The organism is Myxococcus sp. AS-1-15 (genome assembly GCF_020037055.1).
GTDB lineage: Bacteria > Myxococcota > Myxococcia > Myxococcales > Myxococcaceae > Myxococcus > Myxococcus fulvus.
Window position 1 is genome coordinate 62,077 of sequence record NZ_JAIQDF010000016.1, and the last position, 21,622, is coordinate 83,698.

Consider the following 21,622-nt stretch of genomic DNA (forward strand, 5'->3'; position numbering starts at 1 on the left):
CACCCCGCACGTCGGGTGACACATTCAGCTGGAGGGGTTGCGGCAATCCATGCCGTCGTGGCAATTCCTATCGCGTGAAAACCGCGCGACCCCCCTGGTCTCGGAATCCTGGCTCACTGCTCGGCGACGTCTCGGGACTCTGCCAGAAACACGACGGAAAGTCATTCATTCCGTCGTAGTGGTTTCTACTTATGGTGCTTGGATGTGTCACGGGTCGGGTGCGCCGGACCAATCCAAGACATTGGATGCGGTGTGTTACACGGCTTCATTCATGGCCACCGTTGTACGAACGACGGCGGAGAGATTCCTTCGAAAGTCGTTTCAGCGGGGGCGTGGCGGTGCGTCACGTTTCGTCGGTGGCGTCCGAGTCCGCTGTGCCTGTCGCGTCCGCGAGGATGGCGGCGAGCCCCGCGCGCGTGCGGGCCTCCTGGATTCGCGCGGTGAGCTCCTCGGAGGTGCCTTCGGGGAGTCGGTCCAGGGCCTGCGCTCGGAGCTCCTCGGTCGCGGGGGCGCCCATCCGCAGCGTGAGCGCGCCCGCGACGGTGGCCTGGTGCTTCGCGTGGAAGGACTGGGCCTCGGGGCCCTGCATGTCGAAGTACCACCGTGAGGTTCCCTCGGCGTCATCCTCCCGGTTGAAGTTCTCGAGCGTGAGGCTGTCCTCGCCGTCGCGTGCGATCACCGCCGCGAAGTGGAAGCTCCAGAGTTGCTGTGGGTCCTCGGCGGTGCGCTCGCGGGTGCCGACGATGGCGTAGGACTCTCCGACCTCGGGACGTGCGTGGGCGTTGACGCCAATCCGTCGGCTCCTCTCGCTCATCGTCTGCTCGGGCAGTTCCCGGTAGGCCGTCGTCGTGGCGTTCCTGTCGTCCGCCAAGCGGGCATCGAGGTGCTGGGCGAGCCGGGTGGCCCAGCCCGCCTGGGTCTCGAGCTCCTCCCCGACATGGCCCGCCTGGATGAGCGGGGTGAGCACCTCCACGGCGAACTGCTGGAAGCCTGGCTGGTACTCATACCGGTCCTTCATGATGTTCTTGAGCAAGGCCCGGCGCAGCGGTTGGCTGGGGATGGCGTCCTCCAGCAGCGTGGAGGCCTCTTGCAGCGAGCTGGTCTCGACCTCGAGGCCGTCCCCGTAGGTGAAGCGGAATGATTCCAAGTCGTCCTCTCCGAAGCGCGCTTCCTGGGCGGCGACGACACCCTGAGGGGTGGGCGCCTCCTGGTTCGTCAGTTCCCGGGCGATGAGGTTGAGCTCCCCGACGGCCCCCGGGTAGGGGTTCTGTCTGCGCAAGGCCAGGTCGGCGTCATCGGGGCCCTGGTAGAGGGCGTGGGTCTGCCCCGAGTTCGTCACGCGGTCCGCCACATCGATGCACTCGTGGACGTCGAAGAGGGGCTGCTCGGCGACGACCGCCCTGGGCGTCACGGACTGCATTCCCGCCAGTGCTTCGGGGGCGTCGTCTCCCGCGAGGAGCCTCACGCGCGAGCCCATCGCCTCGAGGATGCGGTTGGACCGCTCGATGAGGGCGGGCGTGGCGAAGAACCGCTGCGTCTCGTTCTCGGCGGGCAGCGCGAACGCGCGGTTCGCGGAGATGCGATAGCCCGCCTCCTCGGTGAAGCGCTGGACCACGCCGCCGGGCCGCGCGGTCGACGTCCTCGCGCGCGCGCCCTGGTCCGCGTCGCGCTGTCGCTGGAGCAGCGACTGGACCGCGGGCCGGTGGTCCAACATCCGCTGCAGCGTGCGTTGGCGTGCGCCCGAGGCAGACTCCAGGCTGTCGCCAGCGGTGGCGCGAGGCTTGTGTGCTTCGGCGTGGTGCGTGGTGTTGCGCGGCCGCTCGTGGACCTTCATGGGCATCACGCTCCCTGGACGGAGCCACGAGCTTAGAGAGGCCGCGGGATGCGCTGAACGCCCTGGCACATCTCACGAGACCGAACTGGTGCACATGTCCCACCACACGCCTTGTCAGTCCAGGCAGCCGAGCAGGGTAGGTCCTGGGGGCACTTTGCACGGGGAATGACACGACACACCCTCCCTCCCAGTCTCTTCAGTAGGGGGCAGCATGTCGTGGCGCGGTGGGTGGATGGTGTCGTCGTTGCTGGTGTTGGGGGCGGGTTGTGGCGGTGCGCTTCCCGGGGAGGAGGTGCCCGCCCCCGCCGAGGAGGCAGAGGAGCGGTTGGATGGTTCCTATTGCCTGCCGACGGAGGATTCCACCCAGCGTGTGAAGACCATCCTCCCGCCCTCGGACATCGGGATTCCGCGCTACGCGGCGAGCCCCAGTGACTTCGTGCGCTTCAAGGGCCAGCTGCACTTCGCGGTGAACTACGAGGATGGGAAGCGGGCGCTGTGGCGCAGCAACGGCGCCGCGGCGGGGACCACTGAAATCAAGAGCCTCCCCGCGACGGAGGGGAACTTCACGCCGCCGCTCGGGGGGCTCACGCCCACCTCGTCCCTGCTGTTCTTCCGGGCGGCGGACGTCGTGCACGGCACGGAGCTGTGGGTGAGCGACGGCACCTCGGGCGGCACCCGCATGGTGGAGGACCTGACGCCGGGGACGGCCAGCTCGTATCCGACGCACATGACGGCCACCGGCAGCGGCTCGGTGGTGTTCTTCCTGGAGCGCTACGAGTCGGGCTCCACGCGCGTGCGCTACGAGCTGTGGGCGTCGGATGGCTCGGCCGGCGGCACGTCACGCGTGCGTGACTTCGGCGCCGACGCGGAGGTGAGCTACCTGTCTGGCGCGTCGAACAACACGCTGCGCTTCTTCGTGCGGGACTTGTCCGGCGGCACCAGCCTCTGGAAGACGGACGGCACGTCGGCGGGCACCGTCCAGGTCAAGCGGCTCACGTCGGGGCCCAATGCCTTCATCAAGGACGCGCGGACCCAGGATGGGCTCACGCTCTTCATCCTGCGTCAGGACTCGGGGCTCCAGGAGCTGTGGAAGACGGACGGCACGTCGGGCGGCACGCTGCGCCTGGCGTCCTTCGGCGCCACCCGGGACGTGCGCCTGCTGGGCGCGCTGGGGTCGACCGTCTATGTCACCACCACGTCCCTGACGACGCAGTACATGGTCCTCTACCAGGTGCCTCTGGCGGGCGGCACCCCGACGTCCATGGTCAGCCTGCCCAATGACTACACCTCGCTGGGCGAGGCGTTCCCCTCCATCGACAGCGTCAGCATCCCCCCGGGAGGCTCGAAGCTGTTCTTCTCCGTCATCATCGGCAGCAATGGCCCCGCGCCGCGCGACTCGCAGCTCTGGGTGACGGATGGCACCGCGGGCGGAACGGTGCGGCTGCGCCGGCCGCTGAGCCTCTCGGACGAGTACGCCTCGCCCGTGTATGCCGTGTCGGACGACCTGGTCTTCTTCAGCGCCTACGAGGCCGACGGAGGTGGCATCGAGCCGTGGGTGAGCAACGGCACGCCGTCCGGCACGCGCAAGCTGCGGGACATCGCGAACACGGCCCTCTCGACCTCGTCCTACCCTCGTGAGTACTTCCGGCTGGGCTCGCGGGTGTACTTCAGCGCGTATGACGACACCGAGGCGGGACAGCTCTGGTCCACGCAGCTGACCGACGCGTGCTTCGCGCCGCAATCCCAGCCGTAGGCTCGCGGAACGCAGTCACTCCTCGCGCCAGGTTGGGGGCGTGGGACACGTCAGGGCCGGTGGCTACGCTCCAAGGCCTGACGCGAGGAGTGCCTCATGAAGAGCTTCGAGTCGCGGCGCGCGGTGCTCTCATCTGAAAAGACAGAGGGTCGAGTCGCCCCTGTCCCCGCGGCGCCGACCTCCCGCGAGGCCGCGCTCCAACGGATGGAGGCCCGGCTCAACCAGTCGCCGCGCGTGGTGGCGCAGGCAAAGTTGTCCGCGAGCCTGTCGGGGCGTGATGCGTCCGCCCCCATCCAGCGGGTGGGCGGGCCGAAGTTCGGGCTTCGTCCCGCGGAAGGCGCCGACGGCTCGGAAGGGCTCGTCAGGCTCACCGCCGCCTATGCGGCCTACAAGGAGCAGGTCCGCAATCAGAAGCAGATGGCGCGGGCCGCCTTCACCGGGCACGAAGGCGACCACGGGGCGCAGACCGTCTACAGCCAGGCGCTGGCGGCCGCGGAGCTGACCTCCGAAGGGCTGATGGGCGCGCTCGGCGAGGGCTTCACTCGCGGCGAGGACGGGCTCATCTCTCATGGGGGCATCGCCGTGGCGAGCCTGCTCACGGGGGATGACGCCTATGAGGAGGTCGAAGAAGAGGGGCTCGCGCAACCCGTCTACAAGAAGCACACCCTGGAGGGGCTGAGCGGGAAGGATTACGTGAGGGTCCATGGCGCCTATCTGCGACGCATGGCCTACCGTGGAATCACGCCTCCGGAGCGCAAGGCCTATCAGGAGGGTGAGGCGCTGCGGCCGCTCAACGACGGACCTGACGCGCGCGTGCAGGGACAGATGGGCTACACGTTCAAGGAGTCCGGAGTGGCGAAGGAGCGTTCTCGCAAGCCTCAACCCGGGGACGACGACAAGGAGCGGCAGACGGACCTGGAGTGGGCCCAAAGCCACTTCAACGACGAGCTGGAGTCCTTCGAGGACGACGAGCAGTTGTTGTCCTTCCTCCAGACGCGCAAGGGGGTGGGGAAGTTGCTGTCCGCCAGGTCCACGAAGAAGCCCATCACGTCCAACGCGGGCAAGGGGTTCTCCGGGTTCGGTGAAGTGACGATAGACCTCGCCCGCGTCCCCCCCGAGTGGATTTTCCACCACTACGCCGAAGGCGGCTTCGATGCGGGGGCGCTGGCGGGCCTGCTCGGGAAGGACCACGTCCCGGGTGCCTTGAGGTGGGAGGTCGACCGCGCGAACGAGACCGTCCTGCGCAACCGGGAGATCGTGCTGGCGGGAATCCCTCGGGAGGCCGTGACGAGGTTGAAGGACGTTCCGTCACGCGAGGCGTATGACCAGGAGTTCCGCCGCCTGTATGCGCCCCACTATCGGGAGGCCTATGAAGCCTTGGTCGAGGAGGCGACAGGATTCCAGGAGCCCGCGCCCGAGCCGGAGCACATCCCGTCGCCACAGGACCACTTCACGCAGCTGCAGGCGCGCTCGGACCTGAATGTGGCGCAGGCCCGGGCGGAGGGCCGCGGGGACGCGCGTGCGCGCATCGACTACATCGACCAGTTCCTGAAGTCCTACCCTCATGCGTGGACGCAGGCCTACGAGGACACGCTGTCCGAAGAAGGCGATTGGGAGCGATTCGATTATCCGGAGGCGCCCAAGGCGCCGAGGCCCGTCTCTGTGCCGTCGATGGGCGAGGAGCCCGACGCGGGAGTCGCGGGAAAGGACCAGGGCGCGGTGGATGGCGCGGCGGCCGCGAGGGCCTTCCTGGCCAGGCTCGTCGAGGGCTCCAGGTCCGTGGAGGACGAGGGCGCGCAGCTGGATTCCGGCGAGGACGAGCCTGCCGCGAAGAGCCAATCCAAGAAGGGCAAGGCCAAGGCGCCGAAGAAGCAGCAGGGGAAGAAGGGCAGGGGCAAGGGCCACAAATAGCCTTGCCCGCATGCGCGAACGGGACACTCCCTCTCGACAGGGGTTGTTTGTCCGTGGCATTCCGCGCCCGGGTGCTGTTGTCTGTCGAGCATGGAGAAGACTGTTCCGACAGACCGCGTGGAGTCACCCCAAGAGCCGTTGCCGGCGCTGGATGGCCCTCGCTGCCCGCGGCACCCCGAGGTGGAGGATGCCCAGCCCTGTCCTCGCTGCGGCGGGTTCTTCTGCGAAGCCTGTCTGCCGGACTTGCTCGTGGTGGAGCGGACGCACTGCGCGGACTGCCTTGCCCGCGACAAGGCGCCAGAGGCTGTCCGGACGGCGCTCCTTCGAGACCTGACCCGGGTGCAGGTGGGCGTCATCGCCATCCTCATCCTCGAGGCCCTGTTCAGCACGTCCCTCGCGCTGGGTGCGCCCCGTGGCGTGATGCTGTTGGGCAGCCTGTGTCTGATGTCGCCCATCATCGCCCTCACCTTGCTGTTCGCGAGGTCTCGCAGTGCCACGGTGGGCTGGGTGCTGTGTGTCATCGACCTCGGCATGGGGCTGCTTCAGCTGTTCGGGGGAGGCAATGCGCTCGTCGGGGCCGCCGTCCTGCTCGCGGGGGTGCTCGCCGCCTTCCAGCTCTTCAAGCTGGGAAGTCTCCCACGACTCACCGCCTCGCCGGACTGAAGACACCGCGGTCATCGCCTGCGGGCGATGTTGCGCGCGGGGCAGCCCGTGCTGGCCGACACGAAGCTCGGGCCGGTGGAGAAGGCGCTCGCGGCCGTGCGGGAGAAGGTGGCGCGCGGGGAGAAGGCGCCCAGGCTCTCGCTCGCGCAGAAGAAGCTGAAGGTGATTCCCGACGAGGTCTTCTCCCTCACCGCGCTCGAGGGGCTCACGCTGGACTTCAACCCCATCGACGTCGTGCCACCGCGCATCGGTGAGCTCAAGGCGCTGCGCTCGCTCAGCCTCGAGGACCTGCCGGTGACGTCCCTGCCCGAGGAGCTGGGCCAGCTGACCGCCCTCAGAAAGCTCAGCCTGCGCTACTGCAAGCACCTCACGCGCCTGCCGGAGTCGTTCGCCGGCCTGGAGTCCCTGGAGGAGCTGTACCTCGACGCGAAGGGGCTGGAGACCTTCCCCGAGGTGCTCACCCGGCTGCCGAAGCTCAAGAAGCTCTGGTGGTGGCGCTTCTTCGGCACGCCGCCGGAGAAGCTGCGCGCCCTCGTCGACGGCCTGGGCCGCATGCCCAGGCTCACCCACGCGGGGTTCCTGCAAGGCGAGCTGGGGCAGCTGCCGGAGGACCTGTCGCCGCTCGCCCGCCTCCAGCAGTTCAAGCTGGGCATGGACAAGGCGCCCGAGTCCGAGGTGCGTCGACTGGAGGCCGCGCTGCCCCCAGGGCGCCTGCACGTGGGGTACTGAGGCGCCCCTGGTGGCGTGCGAGGAGGCATGAGGTCGCCCGCGGGCATCCCGGGCGCCTGACACCTGTCGAGCGTCCCCGCGCGCCCGCGACGCTTACCGACGCGGCGGGTCATGGCCACATGAGGACATTCACCGCTGACTGGGGAGGTCGTGGGGATGCACCGTCTGTGGCGTCACCTCCGGAGATTCTTTCGTCTCCAGCCGGGCCGGCCCGCCTGGGCGTTGGGGATTCGCGCGGCGCTGGCCGTGACGATTCCGTACTCGCTCGCCACGTTGCTGGGCCTCAAGGACGCCGGATGGACGGGGCTCACGGGATTGCTGGTGACGCTGGCGAACCCGGGCGGCGCGTACCAGGGGCGGGCGAGGGTGATGGGGGCCGTGGCGATGCTCGGCGCGCTGGTGGGCACCGTGGCGGCGCTGGCGGGCGGGCGGTTGTGGCTGGACGCCACGCTGATTCTCGTGGGCGTCTTCGTGATGACCTTCGCGCGGTGCTACGGCGACACGGCGGGCTCGGTGGGGGAGAAGCTCGCGGTCATCTTCGTGGCGTCGCTGGGGGCGCACGCTGTGGAGCTGGACGCGGCGCTGACGCGCGGAGGCGCGCTGCTGTTGGGCGGCGGCTGGGCGATGCTCCAGTCGCTGGTGCTGTGGCCGGTGCATCCGTACCGGCCCTCGCGCCGGGCCATCGCGGACGTGTACCTGTCGCTGGCGGCGGGAGCGAGAGACCTGGCGACGCTGTCGCGTGAGGGCGCCTCGGCGGACACGTGGGCGGTGGCCACGGCGCGGCACCTGCCCCTGCGCGCGAAGATAGAGAAGGCGCGCCAGACGCTGGCGACCACGCGGGTGGGGCGCGCGGACGAGACGCTGCGCGGAGAGCACCTGCTCGTGCTGTTGGAGCTGAGCGAGCAGCTGCTCGGCGTGCTGTTCGCCCTGGAGCAGGCGATGGAGGTGGCGAGCCCCGAGCGCGGGCTGGGGCCGGTGCGCGAGGAGGTGGCGCGGGTGTGTGACTGGTCCGCGGACATCTCGGAGCGGGTGGCCAAGGTGTCGCTCTCCCCGGAGGCGGCGGCCGTCTACTGGCCCCTGTTCCCCACCAACAGCGAGGAGCTGGGGCGACACGATTCGTGGCTGCGGGTGGTCCCCGTCTCGGTGACGGAATTGCTCGCGCGCCTGCGGGGCCACTGTGTGGCGGCGCAGCGGGCGGCCATGGCCATGCGGCGCGGGGACCCGGTGTCGCTGGAGAACGCCCGGTCGCTGCTGCCCTCCGACGAGCGACGGCCGCTGCTGCAGCCCTTGCGCGCGAACCTGCACTCGCGCTCGGTGGTGCTGCGCCATGCGCTGCGCGCGGGGACGGTGGCCGCCGTGGCGCTGATGCTCACGCGCGCGTTGGGGCTGGGCGAGGCGTACTGGGTGGTGCTCTCCACCATCGGCATCCTGCAGCCCTACTCGGCGAACACGGAGGAGCGCGCGCTCCAGCGCGTCACGGGCACGCTATTGGGCGGGACGCTCGCGGCGGTGATTGCCACGCAGGTGGGCTCGCCGCTGGTGCTCATCGTGGTGATTGGGGTGCTGACGGCCACCTCCGTGTCGCTGTTGCCCCTCAACTTCGGCGCCTTCCAGATTCTGCTCACCCCGGACTTCCTCCTGCTCGCGACGCTGAGCGCGGGGGACTGGACGGTGGCGGAGAACCGCGCGCTCGGGGTGCTGCTGGCGTGTGTGCTGGCCTTGGCGGGGGTGTGGCTCTTGTGGCCCTACCCGGAGCGGCGGCGCTTCCCGGACGCGGCGGCGACGGTGCTGCTCGCGGATGGGAACTACTTCCGCCAGGTGGCGGCGAGCCGCGATGGACGCGAGCCCCGGGTGAGCGCGGCGCGGAGGGATTTGGGCCTGGCGCTGCTCGACGCGGAGGCCTCGTTCGAGCGGCTGATGGCCGAGTACCGGGGCCCCGCGCACCGGCTGGAGCCCGCGATGGCGCTGTTGACGTACTCGCGCAGGCTGGCCGCCTCGGTGACGGCGTTGGGGGAGCAGAAGGGCGTGATTGCCTCCTCGGAGGTGCTGGACGTGGTCGCGCACAGGGCGAGCGGCACGCTGGATGTGCTGGCGGAGTCCCTGCGCAAGGGACAGACGCCGCCGCCGATGCCCGAGCTCCCCTTGCGACGCATCGCGAATGACCCGGTGTCGGGGAAGCTGGTGGAGCGGGTGCCTCGGCAGTTGGAAATCCTCCATGGCGCGGTGGAGAAGCTCACTGTCGGATGATTCCGCGTAAGGGGTTTCCGCCAGTGATTGTTTCCGGTGGGTCGTGAGGGACGGTTCGGTGGCAACCCGGGTTCGCGGCCTCCGATAATCCAGACATGAGCCCCATCAACGAACTGAACCGCCGTCGCCAGCCCGTCGTCCGTCCGCCGGAGCCGCCGCCGGCGGAGAAGACGCCCGCCCAGGCGAAGCCGGCCGCGCCGAACCGCGTGCTGCGGGACGAGTCCCTGTTCGAGGCGCCGGGCGCGAAGCCTCGGCTGGAGCTCAACCCGCAGCGGACGTTGGCGGAGAGCCCCGCGACGCCGCCCAAGGGCGGCCGGCTGGACATCGAGGCCATCTCCAACATGACGGACCCGGTGGCGCGCAACCAGGCCATCACGGAGGGCTACTTCCAGCTGTCCAATGACATGGCGGGGCTGCTCGGCAAGGAGAACGCCAACTGGGCCACCTTCGGTGTCTGGGCATCCAAGCAGGCCGGGGTGAGCATCCGGCAGGAGGACCTGCCCAAGGTCTTCATGGACCAGCTCAAGAACAGCAACGCCTGGGCCAGTGGCCTGACGGCGGGCGCGCTGTCGGTGCTCAGCCCCGTGGCGCCGCTGCTGGTGGAGGGGCTGAAGGTCCCCATCCGGGACGCGCTCAACCGCGTCAGTGACGCCATCGCGGACGGCAACAAGAAGCTGTTCCAGGACATCGCCCCGGAGTTCCAGCGCTTCACGGAGACCTTCAAGGGCGACACGAAGTACGACGCGGCGAAGGTGGAGAAGTACCTGGCGGCCTTCCCGCCCGGGAAGGAGAACCTCAAGGCGGCCTTCGCCGACTACGCCAAGGCGATGTTCGAGAGCGACCCGAACAAGAAGGCGGAGCTGATGCTGGCCGCCAACAACCGCGTGGGCGTGCACGAGCAGTCGCTCATCCAGGGCGAGGTGGACCGCGCGCTCAACGCGCCGCTCAAGGAGACCTTCCGCCCCATCGCCGAGGGCATCGTGGATGGGTTCGGCAACGCGCTGCCGTTCCCCGGCAACCTCGCCTACAAGGGCGCGGAGGCGACGGGCCTGGTGGACAAGGCCATCGACAGCGTGGTGGACGCGCTGGCCGGCCAGTTCCGCCAGTTCGCGACCGAGCACATGATGAAGATTGGCCTGCCCAATGGCTCGCTCAGCCTGGGGGATGACATCACGCCGGGCAACCAGGGCGCCTTCCCCGAGCACCTGCGCACGATTGAGAGCGGCGACCTCAACCGGCTGCTGGGCCAGTACGACAAGACGCCCAACTCGCTGAGGGGCTCGTCGGCCAATGACTGGTCGAAGTTCGACCAGCGCATGAACTACATCGTCGACCTGTTCCGCTCCCGCCAGAGCGACCCGAGCCTCTTCAACGCGCCCTGAGGCGCGTCAGACGCCAGTGACAGCATTCCCGCCACGTGCCTTCCACCCTGGAAGGCGTGGCGGTGTGGAATGCGTCCTGGCCTCTGGCTCCTCGGCATCGTCCTCGTCGTCACGGGCTGTGCCGGGGGCGACGCGTCTTCTCGCAGGGGGACGCTCCAGCAACGCTCCGGGTTGGCGCAAGACGCGTGGCCGGATGCGCGCGGCCGAGCCTGCTCCTCTGCTCCGGATGACCCCTGGATTCCAGGCGTCCGGCGTCCAATCCCAGCGCCGGAAACCCGTGTTCCAGGCATAGACGGAGACCCTCCAGGACGGCTCCCCGACGCGCCTTGACATCCCTTCCCGGGTGCAGTTGAACTGCGCGCGATTCGCAACTGCGAATCATTCTCAAGTTTCCGCGTGCCCCCGAGGAGGACATGGCGACATCGACCCTGCTGATGGTGCTGGGCCTCGCCGTGCTCCGTGGCGTCGCGCTTCCGGACGGACTCCATCGCCACCGAGCGAGGGCGCTGGGCGCGCTGTGCGTGGCGGCGTCCGTGGCGTTCGCGGTGAGGGCGCAGGGGTGGGGCGTGGGGCTGACGTGCGCGGTGGTGCTGGCCATGCTGGTGGCGCCGGTGCTGGCGCTGGCGGTGCCGCTGTGGCCCCGGGCGACGCGCTTCGTCTGGCCGGTGTGCGCGCTGGGGCTCGCGGGCCTGTGGCTGGGAGGCGCCTGAGGATGGCGCACCAGCACGGAGCCGCGCGAATCTCCGCCGCCGTCACCGCGGCCCCCGCCGCCGCCGTGCTGGCGAGCCTGGCGCTGCCGGCGGTGCTGCCCGTGGCGGAGGATGTCCGGTTGTTGCTCGCGCTGCTCGTCGTCCTGCCCGCGGTGGCCACCGGCGTGTGTCTGGCGTTGCTCTCCCGGAGCGGCGCGCGCGCATGGGGCGGCTGCGCGCTGGTCTGCGCCCTGTCGTCGCTCGTGTTGGTGCTCACGTGAAGCTGTCGCCCCGGGCCTACGAGATTCTCTGGGACGCGCACGCCTGGGCGGGCGTGCTGTCGTCGCTGGTGCTGTTCGTGACGTTCTTCCTGGGCGCGTTCGCCCTGTTCGCGGAGGAGCTGTCGCCCTGGCAGGAGCCCACGTTCCGCGCGCCCGTGGCCGTGACGGAGGCGCGGGCCGTGGAGCTGGCGCAGCAGCTGGCCGAGGCGGAGACCCGGGCGCATCCCGTCTGGTTCGGCATCTCCCTGCCCACCTCCGAGGAGCCCTGGCTGCGGCTGTGGCGCATGTCTCCGGACGGGGCCATCAAGCCGCTCTGGGTGGACCCGGTGTCCGGGCGTCAGCTCGGAGAGCGAAGCGACCTGGGCGAGTTCCTCAACGCGATGCACTTCCTGGAGCCCATCCCCGGCGGCGCGCACCTGACGGGCATCGCGTCCGCGGTGCTGGTGCTGCTCATCGGCACCGGGCTGCTGCTCCAACTGGGCCGCATGCTGCGAGAGCTCGTCCAGTTCCGCCCCAAGGGCGCGCGGCGGGTCATCTGGTCGGACGCGCACAAGGTGATTGGCGTCATCACCGCGCCCTTCCTGCTCGTCTTCGCGGTGACCGGCGGCGTCCTCTGGCTGGACGACTGGTTCGAACCCGCCGTGGTGAAGACGTCGCTGGACGGCGACCTGAAGGCGCGTGAGCGCATCGTGGACTGGCCCACGCCGCCCGCCGCCGTGGGGCGCGATGCCGGCGCGCCGGACCTGGCGCATGCGCTGGCCGTGGCGAAGCAGCGCTTCCCCCAGTCCGAGCACAGCCATTTCTTCTTCGACCACCTGGGGGACGAGAACGGCACCGTCCACCTGCCGGGTGAGCGCGAGGGCACGCTCCACGCCTTCACCCACGTGCGCGTGGCCCGCACGGGGGAGCTGCTCTGGGCGCGCGAGACCGGGGGCGGGACCCTGTACTCGCAGGTGATGGACCCCCTGTACGGCCTGCACTTCGCCACCTGGGCCCGCTTCCCCGCCAAGGTGCTCTACGCGCTGCTGGCCTTCGTCTCCGCGTTCGGCATCCTCGCGGGCAACCTCTTGTGGCTGGAGCGCCGGCGCGCGAAGGGGCAGGGCCGCTTCGACACCGCGCTCGCGAAGCTCACCTCGGGCTTCTGCGCGGGGCTCGCGCTCGCGGTGGGCGGCGTCTTCGTGGCCAACCAGCTGCTGCCCGCGGAGCTGCCCGAGCGGCCCTTCTGGGAGCACACCGTCTTCCTGGCCACGTGGGCCCTGTCCATCGCCAGTGCCTGGCTGGACGCCTCGCCCGCGAGGCACGCGCGCCGGCTGCTCTGGGGCGCGAGCGTGCTGCTGTTCCTCGTCCCCCTCCTCGACGCGGCGCGGACCGGGCGGCTGCCCTTCGCCTCCGGCTCCGCGCACCTGCTGGCGACGGAGCTGGGCCTGTTCGCCCTGGTCCTGGTGCTCGTGGGCGCCGCGGGCGTCATCCGCCGCCTCCAGCGGCCCCCGGTCCTTCCTTCCACCGCACCGGTCGAACCGGAGGCCCCCGCCCCCGTGCCGACCTGAGCTTCACCCCTCCCCCCCGAAGACGGAGTTGTCCCCATGAGTACGTTCCGCCGTTTCGCCACGGCCTCGGCCGCCACCTCGCTGCTGCTCTCCTCCGCCCTGGTGGGCTGCGGTGACGACGACGACAAGACGCCGCCGGACCCGACGCCCACGGAGAAGCCCGCCTACAGCCTGGCCACGACCGTCTCCCAGACGAACGGCGCCGTGACGTACGTGAGCCTCTTCGACTCGCTGGACATCACCAGCCTGGACCTCACCAAGGCCAGCGAACACTCCGGCTACGCCACCATCGGCGCCGTCGAGGGCCAGCTCTTCGTGGGCGACGGCGAGAAGCCGGAGATCTCCCGCTTCACCGTCGGCGATGACGGCTCGCTGGTGGCCGCGGGCCGCATCAGCTTCGCCAACTACGGCTTCACCGCCTCGGCGCCGCTGTACCTGAACCAGTTCGTGGACTCGACGCGCGCGTACATGTCGCTGGAGGAGTCGCGCCGCGTGGTGTGGAACCCCACGACGATGCAGATCTCCGGCACCGCCGACGCGCCGGGCCTGGTGCGCGAGCGCGAGGGCCTGGTGGTGAAGACCGGCTTCGACCGCGCCCGCGTCACGCGCGGCAACGACGTGTTCCAGGCGTTCTACTGGACCGACGGCAACTACTTCGACTTCCTGCCCACGTCTCAAATCGCCGTCTACTCGAAGGCGAACGACAGCCTGGTGAAGCTGCTGGACGCGCCCTGCCCGGGGCTCGACGTGGCGACGCAGGACGAGGCCGGCAACCTCTACTTCAGCAACTGGGTGTTCAGCAGCGCGGCGCCCCTGCTCAAGGACGGCGCGCCCGATACGTGCGTGGTGCGCATCAAGGCGGGCGAAACGGAGCTCGACGCCGCGTGGACGCGCTCGCTGTCCTCGCTGGTGGGCGGCCGTCAGACGGCGGCGTTCCGCTACCTGGGCAACGACGTGGGCGTGGTCGCCGTCTTCCACCATGAGAACGTGGACATCACCCCGACGACGGCGCCCGGGGTCATCACCGGCGGCCTGCACTGGAAGCTCTGGCGCGTGAACCTGGCGAGCAACACCGCGACGCCCATCGACGAGCTGGGCTTCATCGCGGGCGGCTACTACGCCTTCACCCTCGAGGGCCGCACCTTCCTGCTGCTGCCCACCGCCGACTACGCCCGCACGGCCGTGTGGGAGCTGGGCGTCAGCGGCACCCCGGTGAAGCGCTTCGAGGTGCAGGGCTGGGCCTACCAGTTCCTCCAGGTGCGCTGAGGCGTCGCTTCCTCCTCGCGCCCGGGGGCATGCGGGCGCGAGGGTGACTTCCGTCAGTACTCGAGCGTGCCCTTGAGCCAGCCCGCGCGGCCGGGCCGCTCGACGCCGTAGTAGTCGAACACCTTCGCGTCGGTGAGGTTCTCCAGCTCCGCCGTGAGCCCCACGGTGAGCTTGCCCCGGCGCACGCGGTAGCCCACGCCCGCCGCCTGGACGAACTGCGCGTCCAGGTCGTCCTTCGTGGACTCCAGCCCCAGGCCCTCCCAGTTGCGGAAGAAGCCGTGCACGTAGCGCGTGCTCCAGAAGGGCGACAGCTCGTCCTCCGCGAGCGCCAGTCCGCGCAGCGACAGGCGGGCCGTGGCGTTGGCGAAGAGCCAGGGCCTGTTCGGCAGGCGCCGGCCGTCGAAGTCGCCGAACGTCCCCTCGCTGGACGCGTTGCGCGGGTCCTGCGCGGTGGCGTTGGCGTCCACGCTGAACAGGCCGCCCGGTGACGTCCACCCCGCGGACAGCTCGACGCCGAGGATGCGGGCGCCGTACACGTTCTGGTAGCTCCAGTCGCGGTCCCTCCCCGTGAGCAGGATGAGGTTGTCGGCGAAGCGCGCGAAGCCGTTGACCTCGCCCCGGAAGCTGCCCGCGCGCGTGCGCAGCGGCACGGTGGACAGGCTCAGGTTGAGGTTGTGGCTGTGCTCGGGCTCCAGGTCCAGGTTCTCCAGCACGAGCACGCCATTGCCGAAGACCTCGTCCGCGCGCGGCAGCCGGGTGGCGCGCTCGTAGCTCGCCTTGAGGTAGAGCGGGGTGCCCAGGCGCAGGCGCATCGACGCGCCGCCGCCCAGGTGGTGGAGGCCCTTGTCCTTGTCCAACCAGCCGCCCACGGCCAGGGGCTGCCGGGCGCGCCCCTGGTAGAGGTAGTCCTTGCCGAAGACGATGACCTCCAGCGCGTCGTCGAGCAGGTCGACCTGGTACTCGAGCCCGGTGACGAAGGTGAGCTGGGTGCGCCGGGGCGCCAGGCTGTCCGGGTCGCTGGGGCTGGCCCGGCGGCGCTCCTCGCCCGTGCGCGTCGTGACGGTGGGCGCGAGCGCGAGCCGCAGCGTGTGTGACGCCGCCACGTCCCAGCCCACGTTGACGCGGCCATAGGCGGTCTGCTGCCAGACGGTCTGGTCGATGGCGCCGCCGCCAATCTCGCCGGGCAGCTCGCGCGGGAAGACGCGGTTGCCGAACCAGTCGTAGCTCCACTCGGCGATGTCGACCAGGCGGGTGGCCTGCCACGCGTAGCCGGCCAGCGCGTCCAGGCGCACCGTGGGCGAGAGCGTCTTCGCGTAGAGCAGCTGCGCGCCCAGGGAGTCGGCGTCGTACGTGGCTTCACCGTACGGCGCGGCCATCACCAGGTTGTGTTGCAGCTGCTTGTCGTTGCGGGAGCCGAAGGCGCGCAGGACGACGCGGTCCGCCCAGGACAGCTCGGTGAAGCCCACCTCGACGCCGCCGCCGAGCGCTTCGTAGCCGTCGTGGAAGCGCTTGACGGTGACGGGGCGGAGGTTGCCCCGGTCATCCGCGGCCTCGACGTCGATGGCGTAGTTGTTCTTCGTCGTATCGGCGAAGAAGTGCGCGCGGGCGTAGAAGCCCGTCGGCGCGGGCTTGTAGCCGCCGCCCAGCGTGAGCCGGAGCGTCCCGAAGGCGCCGCCCTGGAGTGACACCGCGCCGTGCGCGCCGGGCTCCAGCGGCGTGGAGGTGAGGTTCACCGCGCCGCCCAGCGCGTCCGCGCCGTAGCGGATGGGGACGACGCCCCGGTAGAGCTGGATGGAGTCCACCAGGTTGACGGGGACGTTGGCGATGCCGAACGGATAGCCAGACAGGTCCAGCGGCACGCCGTCGAGGAAGAAGCGGACCTGGTCGTCGGTGAGGCCGTTGAGCGTGAAGGAGGCGGAGCTGCCCAGCCCGCCCGTGCGGCGCACCTCGACGCCCTCCTGCGCGGCCAGCACCTGGCCCATGTCCACCGAGCGGGCACGCGCGCGCTGCACGCTCACGACCTTCACCGCCTCGGCGGATTGCCGCTGGCGCTCCGCGTCCGAGCGTCCGGACACGGTGGTCTCCAGCTTCTTCTCCTCGGGCGCGGTGGCCGTGGCCTCGGCGGGCGCGGTGGGCGCCTCCGTCGGTGTCTCCGGAGTGGCGACGGGCGGCGGCGTGTCGAGCTGGAAGGTGTGGACCAGCTCGATCTGACAGGCCACGGGCTCGCCGCGCACGCGCGCGGGCTCGAAGCGGAAGGAGAGGCTCGCGGTGCGCACGGCCTCGTCGAAGGCGGGGCCCGCCGAGCGGACGACCTCCGAGTCGGTGACGACGCCGGTCTCATCCAGCGTCAGCCGCAGCACCACCTCCCCCTCGCGCCGCGCCGCCTGCTCCGCCTGGGGATAGGGCACCACCACGCTGTCGATGCGGCGGGGGACCTGGACCTCGTCCGTGGGCGGTGCTTCCTGAGTCGCCTCGGCGCTGGCGGGCGCCTGTTCCGATGAGGCAGACGAGGCCGGAGGCGGCGAGGCCACCGAGAGCAACAGCGCGAGAGGGGTGACCGGCAAGAACATCCGCAATCCCGGACTAGTTGGTTCTGCGACGCAATCTCAACGAGCGCCGGAGCCGGTATCAGGGATATGGGGTGGGGCGGTCAAGGCGCGCGGCGGAGAAGGCAGAAGCCCCAGGCTCGGCAGCCGCAAGCCGTCGCGATGCTGGCGGTTGCGCGGGATGCCCGCCCCCCTGTGCAGGGAGCGGGCACGGCGGGGAGCCTCGGGGCCTCGCCCGAGGCCCGGCACGTCGTCACTGCGCGATGGCGCCCAGCTCCGACTCCGCCGGGTCGATCTTCGCCTCGGTGCCGCTCCACACGAACGGGATGCCCGGCTGACGGTAGAGCGTGGCCGGGATGTCCTTGGCCAGCTGCGCGTGGAGCTCGGGCAGCTGGGACCAGTGCAGCCCGTGCTTGGTGTGGTGCGCGGTGTGGTAGCCCAGGTTGCCGGTCATCAGGTTGTAGCCCTTGTGGAGGATGTTGTACGAGGCCTGCGAGTGCTCCGTGACGTCCAGCCCCACGTGGTGGAAGTAGGTGGCCCAGACGGTGACGTAGAGCGACACCGCCATCGGCAGCAGGAACACGAAGAGGGCGTTGTACCAGTTGTGCCAGAACAGCACGCCCAGCAGCGCCACCTGCAGCGCGCCCATGCCCAGGAACACGCGCAGCGCCTTCGGATGGGACAGGCCCACGCGGTACGCGCGCGGATACGCCATGAGCCAGTTGAGGACGGAGAACTCCACCTCACCCATGGTGGTGCCGTCGGCGCGCTTCCACCCGGCCTCGTCCTTGGTCTGGTCCAGGTAGTTGCGGTGGTGGCCCACCACGTGGTGCAGGAACCACGCGTGGGACGTCACGCCCGTCTGGAAACCGAACATGATCTCCAACAGCCGGTTGGGCAGCGCGTGACGGAACATCGTCACGTGCTGGTGGTGGTGGTTCCAGGCGCTGATCCACCCTTTGGGGATGACTCCGAGGCCGAGCCAGAGGATGGGCAACCACCAGCTCGTCGCCGTGAAGAAGACCGTCAGGTCCAGGGCGAACATCAGGGTGAACAACAGGACGGGGATGCGGTCTCGGGGATGTCGGAACAAGGTCATGCGGATTCCACTGCCGGGGGGAGGGGGGCTTCCAGGGAAGCGGGGTGAAGGGTGGACCGCTCTCGCGGGATGATTCTGCCCGTGACGCCCTGGGGACGCACCACGCCGAAGAAGAAACCCTCCTCGAAGGGCTCCGTCGAATCGACGTGGATGCGCGCGCGGGCGCTCAAGGTGGCCAGTGCCGTGCGCAGGTACACCATGGCGAAGTCCCCGGCCACGCAGGCCCGGGGGCCCCGGCCGAAGGGGAAGAAGTGCCCGCTGCCGAGCGGGTCTCTCGCCGCGCCCCCGTGGAGCCAGCGCTCCGGGTCGAACGTCTCCGGGCTCGCCCAGTGGCTCGGGTCGCGGTGCAGGTGCTGGTTGGACACCATGAGCGTGGTGCCCGGCGGCAGCGTGACGCCCGCCAGCCGCGAGGGCGTCAGCGGCGAGCGGCGCATGAAGACGCGCACCGCGGGCAGGATGCGCAGGGCCTCGTACGCCACGGCCTCGCCCCACGGGGCCTCGGCCACCAGCCGCGACAGGCTCAAGGGGCCTTGGGCCAGCGCGTCGGACTCCAGCGCCAGCCGTTCCAGGGTGGCGGGGTACTTGTTGAGTTGATGGAAGGCACCCACGAGCGTCGTGCTCGAGGAGAACACACCCCCGAAGAAGAACCCGCCGAGCAGGTGGGCGTGCACCTGGTCGTCGAGTCGGGGCATCTCCCGCAGGGTCCACGACATCAAATCCACGGCGGTGGAGGAGCGCGCCTGCCTGGCCTCGTGGATCTTCCGGGCGAACACGCCGTAGAAGCGCTCCTTGGCGGCCTCGAAGCCCTTGGGCGCCGAGACGAACCGCAGCGGCAGCTTCGCCTGGATGCGCGCGTCCGCGCCCGCCGCCAGCAGCATGAAGTCGTCGTAGTACGACGCCGGCAGCTTCTCGCCCACCGTCGCCACGCAGAACGCGTCGAACGTCATCTTGCGCAGCGTGGGCGTCAGGTCGACGGACGGGTGCGCGAAGCAGGCCTCCACCGATTCGAGCAGCGCCCGGCGCAGCGGCTCCACCTGGGCCGCCTGCCACGCTGGCGTCCAGGGCTGCGCCAGCGGGTCCATGGCGTGCTTGCGCGACCAGTCGTCACCCTGCTCGGCGATGAAGGGCGTGTCGTCCGTGGTGGAGTGGCGGATCTGCTCGCCGATGTTGCCCTTCTCGAACTCCAGCCGCCGCGTCTCCATCACCTCGTGGATGACATCCGCGTCGTTGAGGATGAGCGCGGGGGACGGCCCCAACCACGCCACGGTGACGGGGCCGTACTCGCGCGCATAGCGGGCGCAGACCTCCCAGGGCTGGGTGCCCAGGAAGTCACCCAGGTTGCCCAGCAGGCCCGGCGTCGGCCCGGGCAGGCTCGCCAGGGGCGCGCGGCGGCCGCCGAAGAACAGGTTGAAGAGACCTCGGGAGAGCAGGTTGGGCACGCGCGTCTCCAGGGCTCAGACGGTGATGCCGCAGGGAATCCGGTCGGGACTCAGCACGGTGTAGGGCACCTGGGCGCCCACGTTGCGCGCCGCCACCACGTCGCGCTGGGTGCGCAGGCGCTGCTCGAACCGCTCGCGCAGGGCCTTCACCTCGGGCTCCTGGAAGTACTCCTCCCGCCAGCCTCCCTCGTGGAGCAGGTACTCCTCGTCGTCGCCGAAGCTGGACAGCGCCCGGCCGATGGCGACCTGCCAGAGCGTCTGGGACTTGGAGGGAATCATCTCGGGGATGTCCTCGGCGCGCAGCGTCCCCTTCTGTCGGGGCGGCTCCCTGCGCATGCACAGGGGCGCGTTGGGTACGAAGGCGTAGTGTTCGTATTGCAGGTAGTTCACCGCCGCGTGCTGCACGCTGACGGTGAAGACGACGGTGGTGAGGATGTCGACCAGGTCGTCGACGCGCGACAGCTCCCGGCACGGCAGCTTGTCCACCGGCAGCCCGTGCTCGGTGAGGTCCTTCCACCAGTGCTGCATCTCGGTGTCGCCCTCGAGGTCGGCGTCGGTCGGGTAGAAGTACCGGAGGACCCCACCGACGTATTCCTCCAGAGCATCCCACAAGGGCAGCGCGTCGTCGCGGTAGGGGTAGTACGGGAGCACCGCCGGGTCCAGCACACCCCGGCGCTCGAGGTCCTGACGGGGCCGGTTGTCCGTGAGCTTCCAGCGCTGGTAGCCCTTCTTGCCCAGCTGCAGGTGTCCCTTGTCGGGGCCGCCCGTGGCGATGAAGTCGTCGAACACCCCGCCCGCGGCGAGCAGCCCCTTTCGTGCGCCCTCGTTGATGGCGAGCGTGTAGCGGAAGTGCCGGCGCAGGAGCTTGTAGACGGGGTGCGGGTCCGGGAGGTTGCGCATCGTCGCCATCACGAAGGGCTCCGCCACGAAGTGCGTGCGCAGGGCGTGCGCCACCATCTGGTGCGTGTTGCCCTCGCTGCAGCGCAGGTAGATCTTCGCCGCGAGCCAGTCGTACGTGTCGTCGTTCGGCGTGAAGACGGGGTCCCTCCCGCCGTCGCGCCCCAACTGGATGGCCAGGGGCCTGAGCTGCCGCAGGTCATCCAGGTACAAGAGGCACCGCGCCGCGGGCGCCCACCGGCGCTCCTCCACGCCGTCCTCGTCGACCTTCCGGTACATCGGGATGTCCTCGAGGATGTCGAAGTCGAGCAGGAAGATGCGCTTGGAATCCAGCGCCCGGGCCAGCGTGGTGTCGGGGGACAGGATGCCCTTCACGTCCTCATCCGTCAGCGGCATGCCCGGGGGCAGCTGGGGGATGAGGGTGATGTGGAGCGGGTTGATGCCCTGCACGGCCTGACGCGCGAACTCCAGGTCGTCCTGCCAGCGCGGGGCGAGCCGGGGCACCTCCAGGCCCTTGAAGAAGTCGAAGATGTCCACCAGCCCGTTCCAGGCCTTGGACAGCAGGGGCAGGTGCAGCTTGATGGCGGCCAGCGTCCTGGCGATGACCACCTCGTAGCTGCCCTCCGTCAGCCCCCGGTACAGCTCGTCCTTCGGCAGGGGCCGTGACTCGCTGAGGTCCAGCGCGCCCGGAAGCCCCTCGGTCGCCTCCGCCGGACGCCACGGGTACATGCGCCTGCGCGCCTCCAGCAGCTCCCGCCTCGCCGCGGTCTCCCGCTCACAGCCCGCATGGCGCGCGAGCTTCGCGGTGCCCTCCAGCACGTCCACCGTGGCCCCACCCCGCACCCAGCGGAAGAAGGGGAAGCTCCACTGCCGCTCCCCGGCCGTCACCCACGCGTGGTCCAAGAGCCAGTCCGCCGCGATGCCTCCGGTGTTGCCGAAGCGCAGCAGCACGAGCTCCCCCACGTCGTCCGGGGCCTGCACGGAATAGACATCCTCCGCGCCCGCCTCGAAGTCGTTGTGGAAGGGCTTGTCCAGCACGTGCGGGCCACTCTCACCTCGCGTGCCCACCAGGACGACGGAGATGTTCGCATCGGTTCCCGCGCCGAGCTTCGTGCTCGTCCGAATCCTGAGCTTGTACTCGACAGTCATGAACTCCCCTATGGAACGGGTAGGACCGTAGGACGCGTAAAGCAGGAGCTCAAGCAGTGGTACCCTCCCTGGAGAACGAAACCGGCGTCGCGCAGCGCACGGATGGTCCTGGGCGTGTGGCGAGTGGGCGTGCGAGCGACTCCCGGAGAGGTCGGGCTGATGACAGACACGTGGCCTCGTGGGCCCGTGA

Annotated in this window: 15 protein-coding genes; 10 read left to right on the forward strand and 5 right to left on the reverse strand. The window is 70.1% G+C overall.

Annotation, left to right across the window (positions count from 1 at the left end; translation table 11 throughout):
• Window positions 1–343 precede the first annotated feature (343 nt).
• Window positions 344–1,834, reverse strand: coding sequence for a hypothetical protein (locus tag K8625_RS34105; RefSeq protein WP_223751508.1), 1,491 nt, complete (start codon window positions 1,832–1,834; stop codon window positions 344–346).
• A 211-nt stretch (window positions 1,835–2,045) separates the two neighbouring features.
• On the opposite strand from K8625_RS34105, the gene K8625_RS34110 reads away from it, so the two are divergent.
• The 10 genes from K8625_RS34110 to K8625_RS34155 all read left to right on the forward strand — a co-directional run bounded on the left by K8625_RS34110 (window position 2,046) and on the right by K8625_RS34155 (window position 14,302).
• On the forward strand, window positions 2,046–3,587 hold the full coding sequence (locus K8625_RS34110) for an ELWxxDGT repeat protein (RefSeq protein ID WP_223785035.1): 1,542 nt from the start codon (window positions 2,046–2,048) through the stop codon (window positions 3,585–3,587).
• 96 nt (window positions 3,588–3,683) lie between these two features.
• A complete protein-coding gene (locus K8625_RS34115; RefSeq protein WP_223785036.1) occupies window positions 3,684–5,498 on the forward strand; it encodes a hypothetical protein in 1,815 nt (604 codons plus the stop codon).
• Window positions 5,499–5,588: 90 nt separating this feature from the next.
• Window positions 5,589–6,161, forward strand: coding sequence for a hypothetical protein (locus K8625_RS34120; protein WP_141332636.1), 573 nt, complete (start codon window positions 5,589–5,591; stop codon window positions 6,159–6,161).
• A gap of 48 nt (window positions 6,162–6,209) precedes the next feature.
• Entirely contained in the window at window positions 6,210–6,890 is a 681-nt protein-coding gene (locus K8625_RS34125; protein WP_223785037.1) for a leucine-rich repeat domain-containing protein, read from the forward strand.
• 156 nt (window positions 6,891–7,046) lie between these two features.
• Entirely contained in the window at window positions 7,047–9,137 is a 2,091-nt protein-coding gene (locus tag K8625_RS34130) for an FUSC family protein (protein ID WP_223785038.1), read from the forward strand.
• A gap of 95 nt (window positions 9,138–9,232) precedes the next feature.
• Window positions 9,233–10,519 carry a hypothetical protein gene (locus K8625_RS34135; RefSeq protein ID WP_223751513.1) on the forward strand — a complete coding sequence of 429 codons (1,287 nt, stop codon included), beginning with the start codon at window positions 9,233–9,235 and terminating at the stop codon, window positions 10,517–10,519.
• A gap of 413 nt (window positions 10,520–10,932) precedes the next feature.
• The gene (locus K8625_RS34140; protein WP_141326279.1) at window positions 10,933–11,229 is read left to right on the forward strand and encodes a DUF3325 family protein; all 297 of its coding nucleotides are present in this window, start codon (window positions 10,933–10,935) and stop codon (window positions 11,227–11,229) included.
• 2 nt (window positions 11,230–11,231) lie between these two features.
• Complete coding sequence (locus K8625_RS34145; RefSeq protein ID WP_223751514.1) at window positions 11,232–11,489, forward strand: hypothetical protein; 258 nt, start codon at window positions 11,232–11,234, stop codon at window positions 11,487–11,489.
• Window positions 11,486–13,036, forward strand: coding sequence for a PepSY-associated TM helix domain-containing protein (locus K8625_RS34150; RefSeq protein ID WP_223785039.1), 1,551 nt, complete (start codon window positions 11,486–11,488; stop codon window positions 13,034–13,036). Before K8625_RS34145 ends, K8625_RS34150 begins: the two co-directional genes overlap by 4 nt.
• Window positions 13,037–13,072: 36 nt before the next feature.
• Window positions 13,073–14,302 (forward strand): MxcI, encoded by a 1,230-nt coding sequence (locus tag K8625_RS34155; RefSeq protein ID WP_223751516.1) that lies wholly within the window; start codon window positions 13,073–13,075, stop codon window positions 14,300–14,302.
• A gap of 53 nt (window positions 14,303–14,355) precedes the next feature.
• Here the strand turns inward: K8625_RS34155 and mxcH are convergent, their stop codons facing one another.
• The 4 genes from mxcH to K8625_RS34175 all read right to left on the reverse strand — a co-directional run bounded on the left by mxcH (window position 14,356) and on the right by K8625_RS34175 (window position 21,432).
• Window positions 14,356–16,872: a TonB-dependent siderophore myxochelin receptor MxcH gene (mxcH, locus tag K8625_RS34160; protein WP_223785040.1), complete on the reverse strand. Its 2,517-nt coding sequence runs from the start codon at window positions 16,870–16,872 to the stop codon at window positions 14,356–14,358.
• Between the two features lie 229 nt (window positions 16,873–17,101).
• Entirely contained in the window at window positions 17,102–17,947 is an 846-nt protein-coding gene (locus K8625_RS34165; RefSeq protein ID WP_223751518.1) for a fatty acid desaturase, read from the reverse strand.
• Window positions 17,944–19,386 carry a cytochrome P450 gene (locus K8625_RS34170; RefSeq protein WP_223751519.1) on the reverse strand — a complete coding sequence of 481 codons (1,443 nt, stop codon included), beginning with the start codon at window positions 19,384–19,386 and terminating at the stop codon, window positions 17,944–17,946. The genes K8625_RS34165 and K8625_RS34170 overlap by 4 nt, the downstream gene beginning before the upstream one ends.
• A 15-nt stretch (window positions 19,387–19,401) precedes the next feature.
• Complete coding sequence (locus tag K8625_RS34175; RefSeq protein WP_223785041.1) at window positions 19,402–21,432, reverse strand: lipoxygenase family protein; 2,031 nt, start codon at window positions 21,430–21,432, stop codon at window positions 19,402–19,404.
• Window positions 21,433–21,622 lie beyond the last annotated feature (190 nt).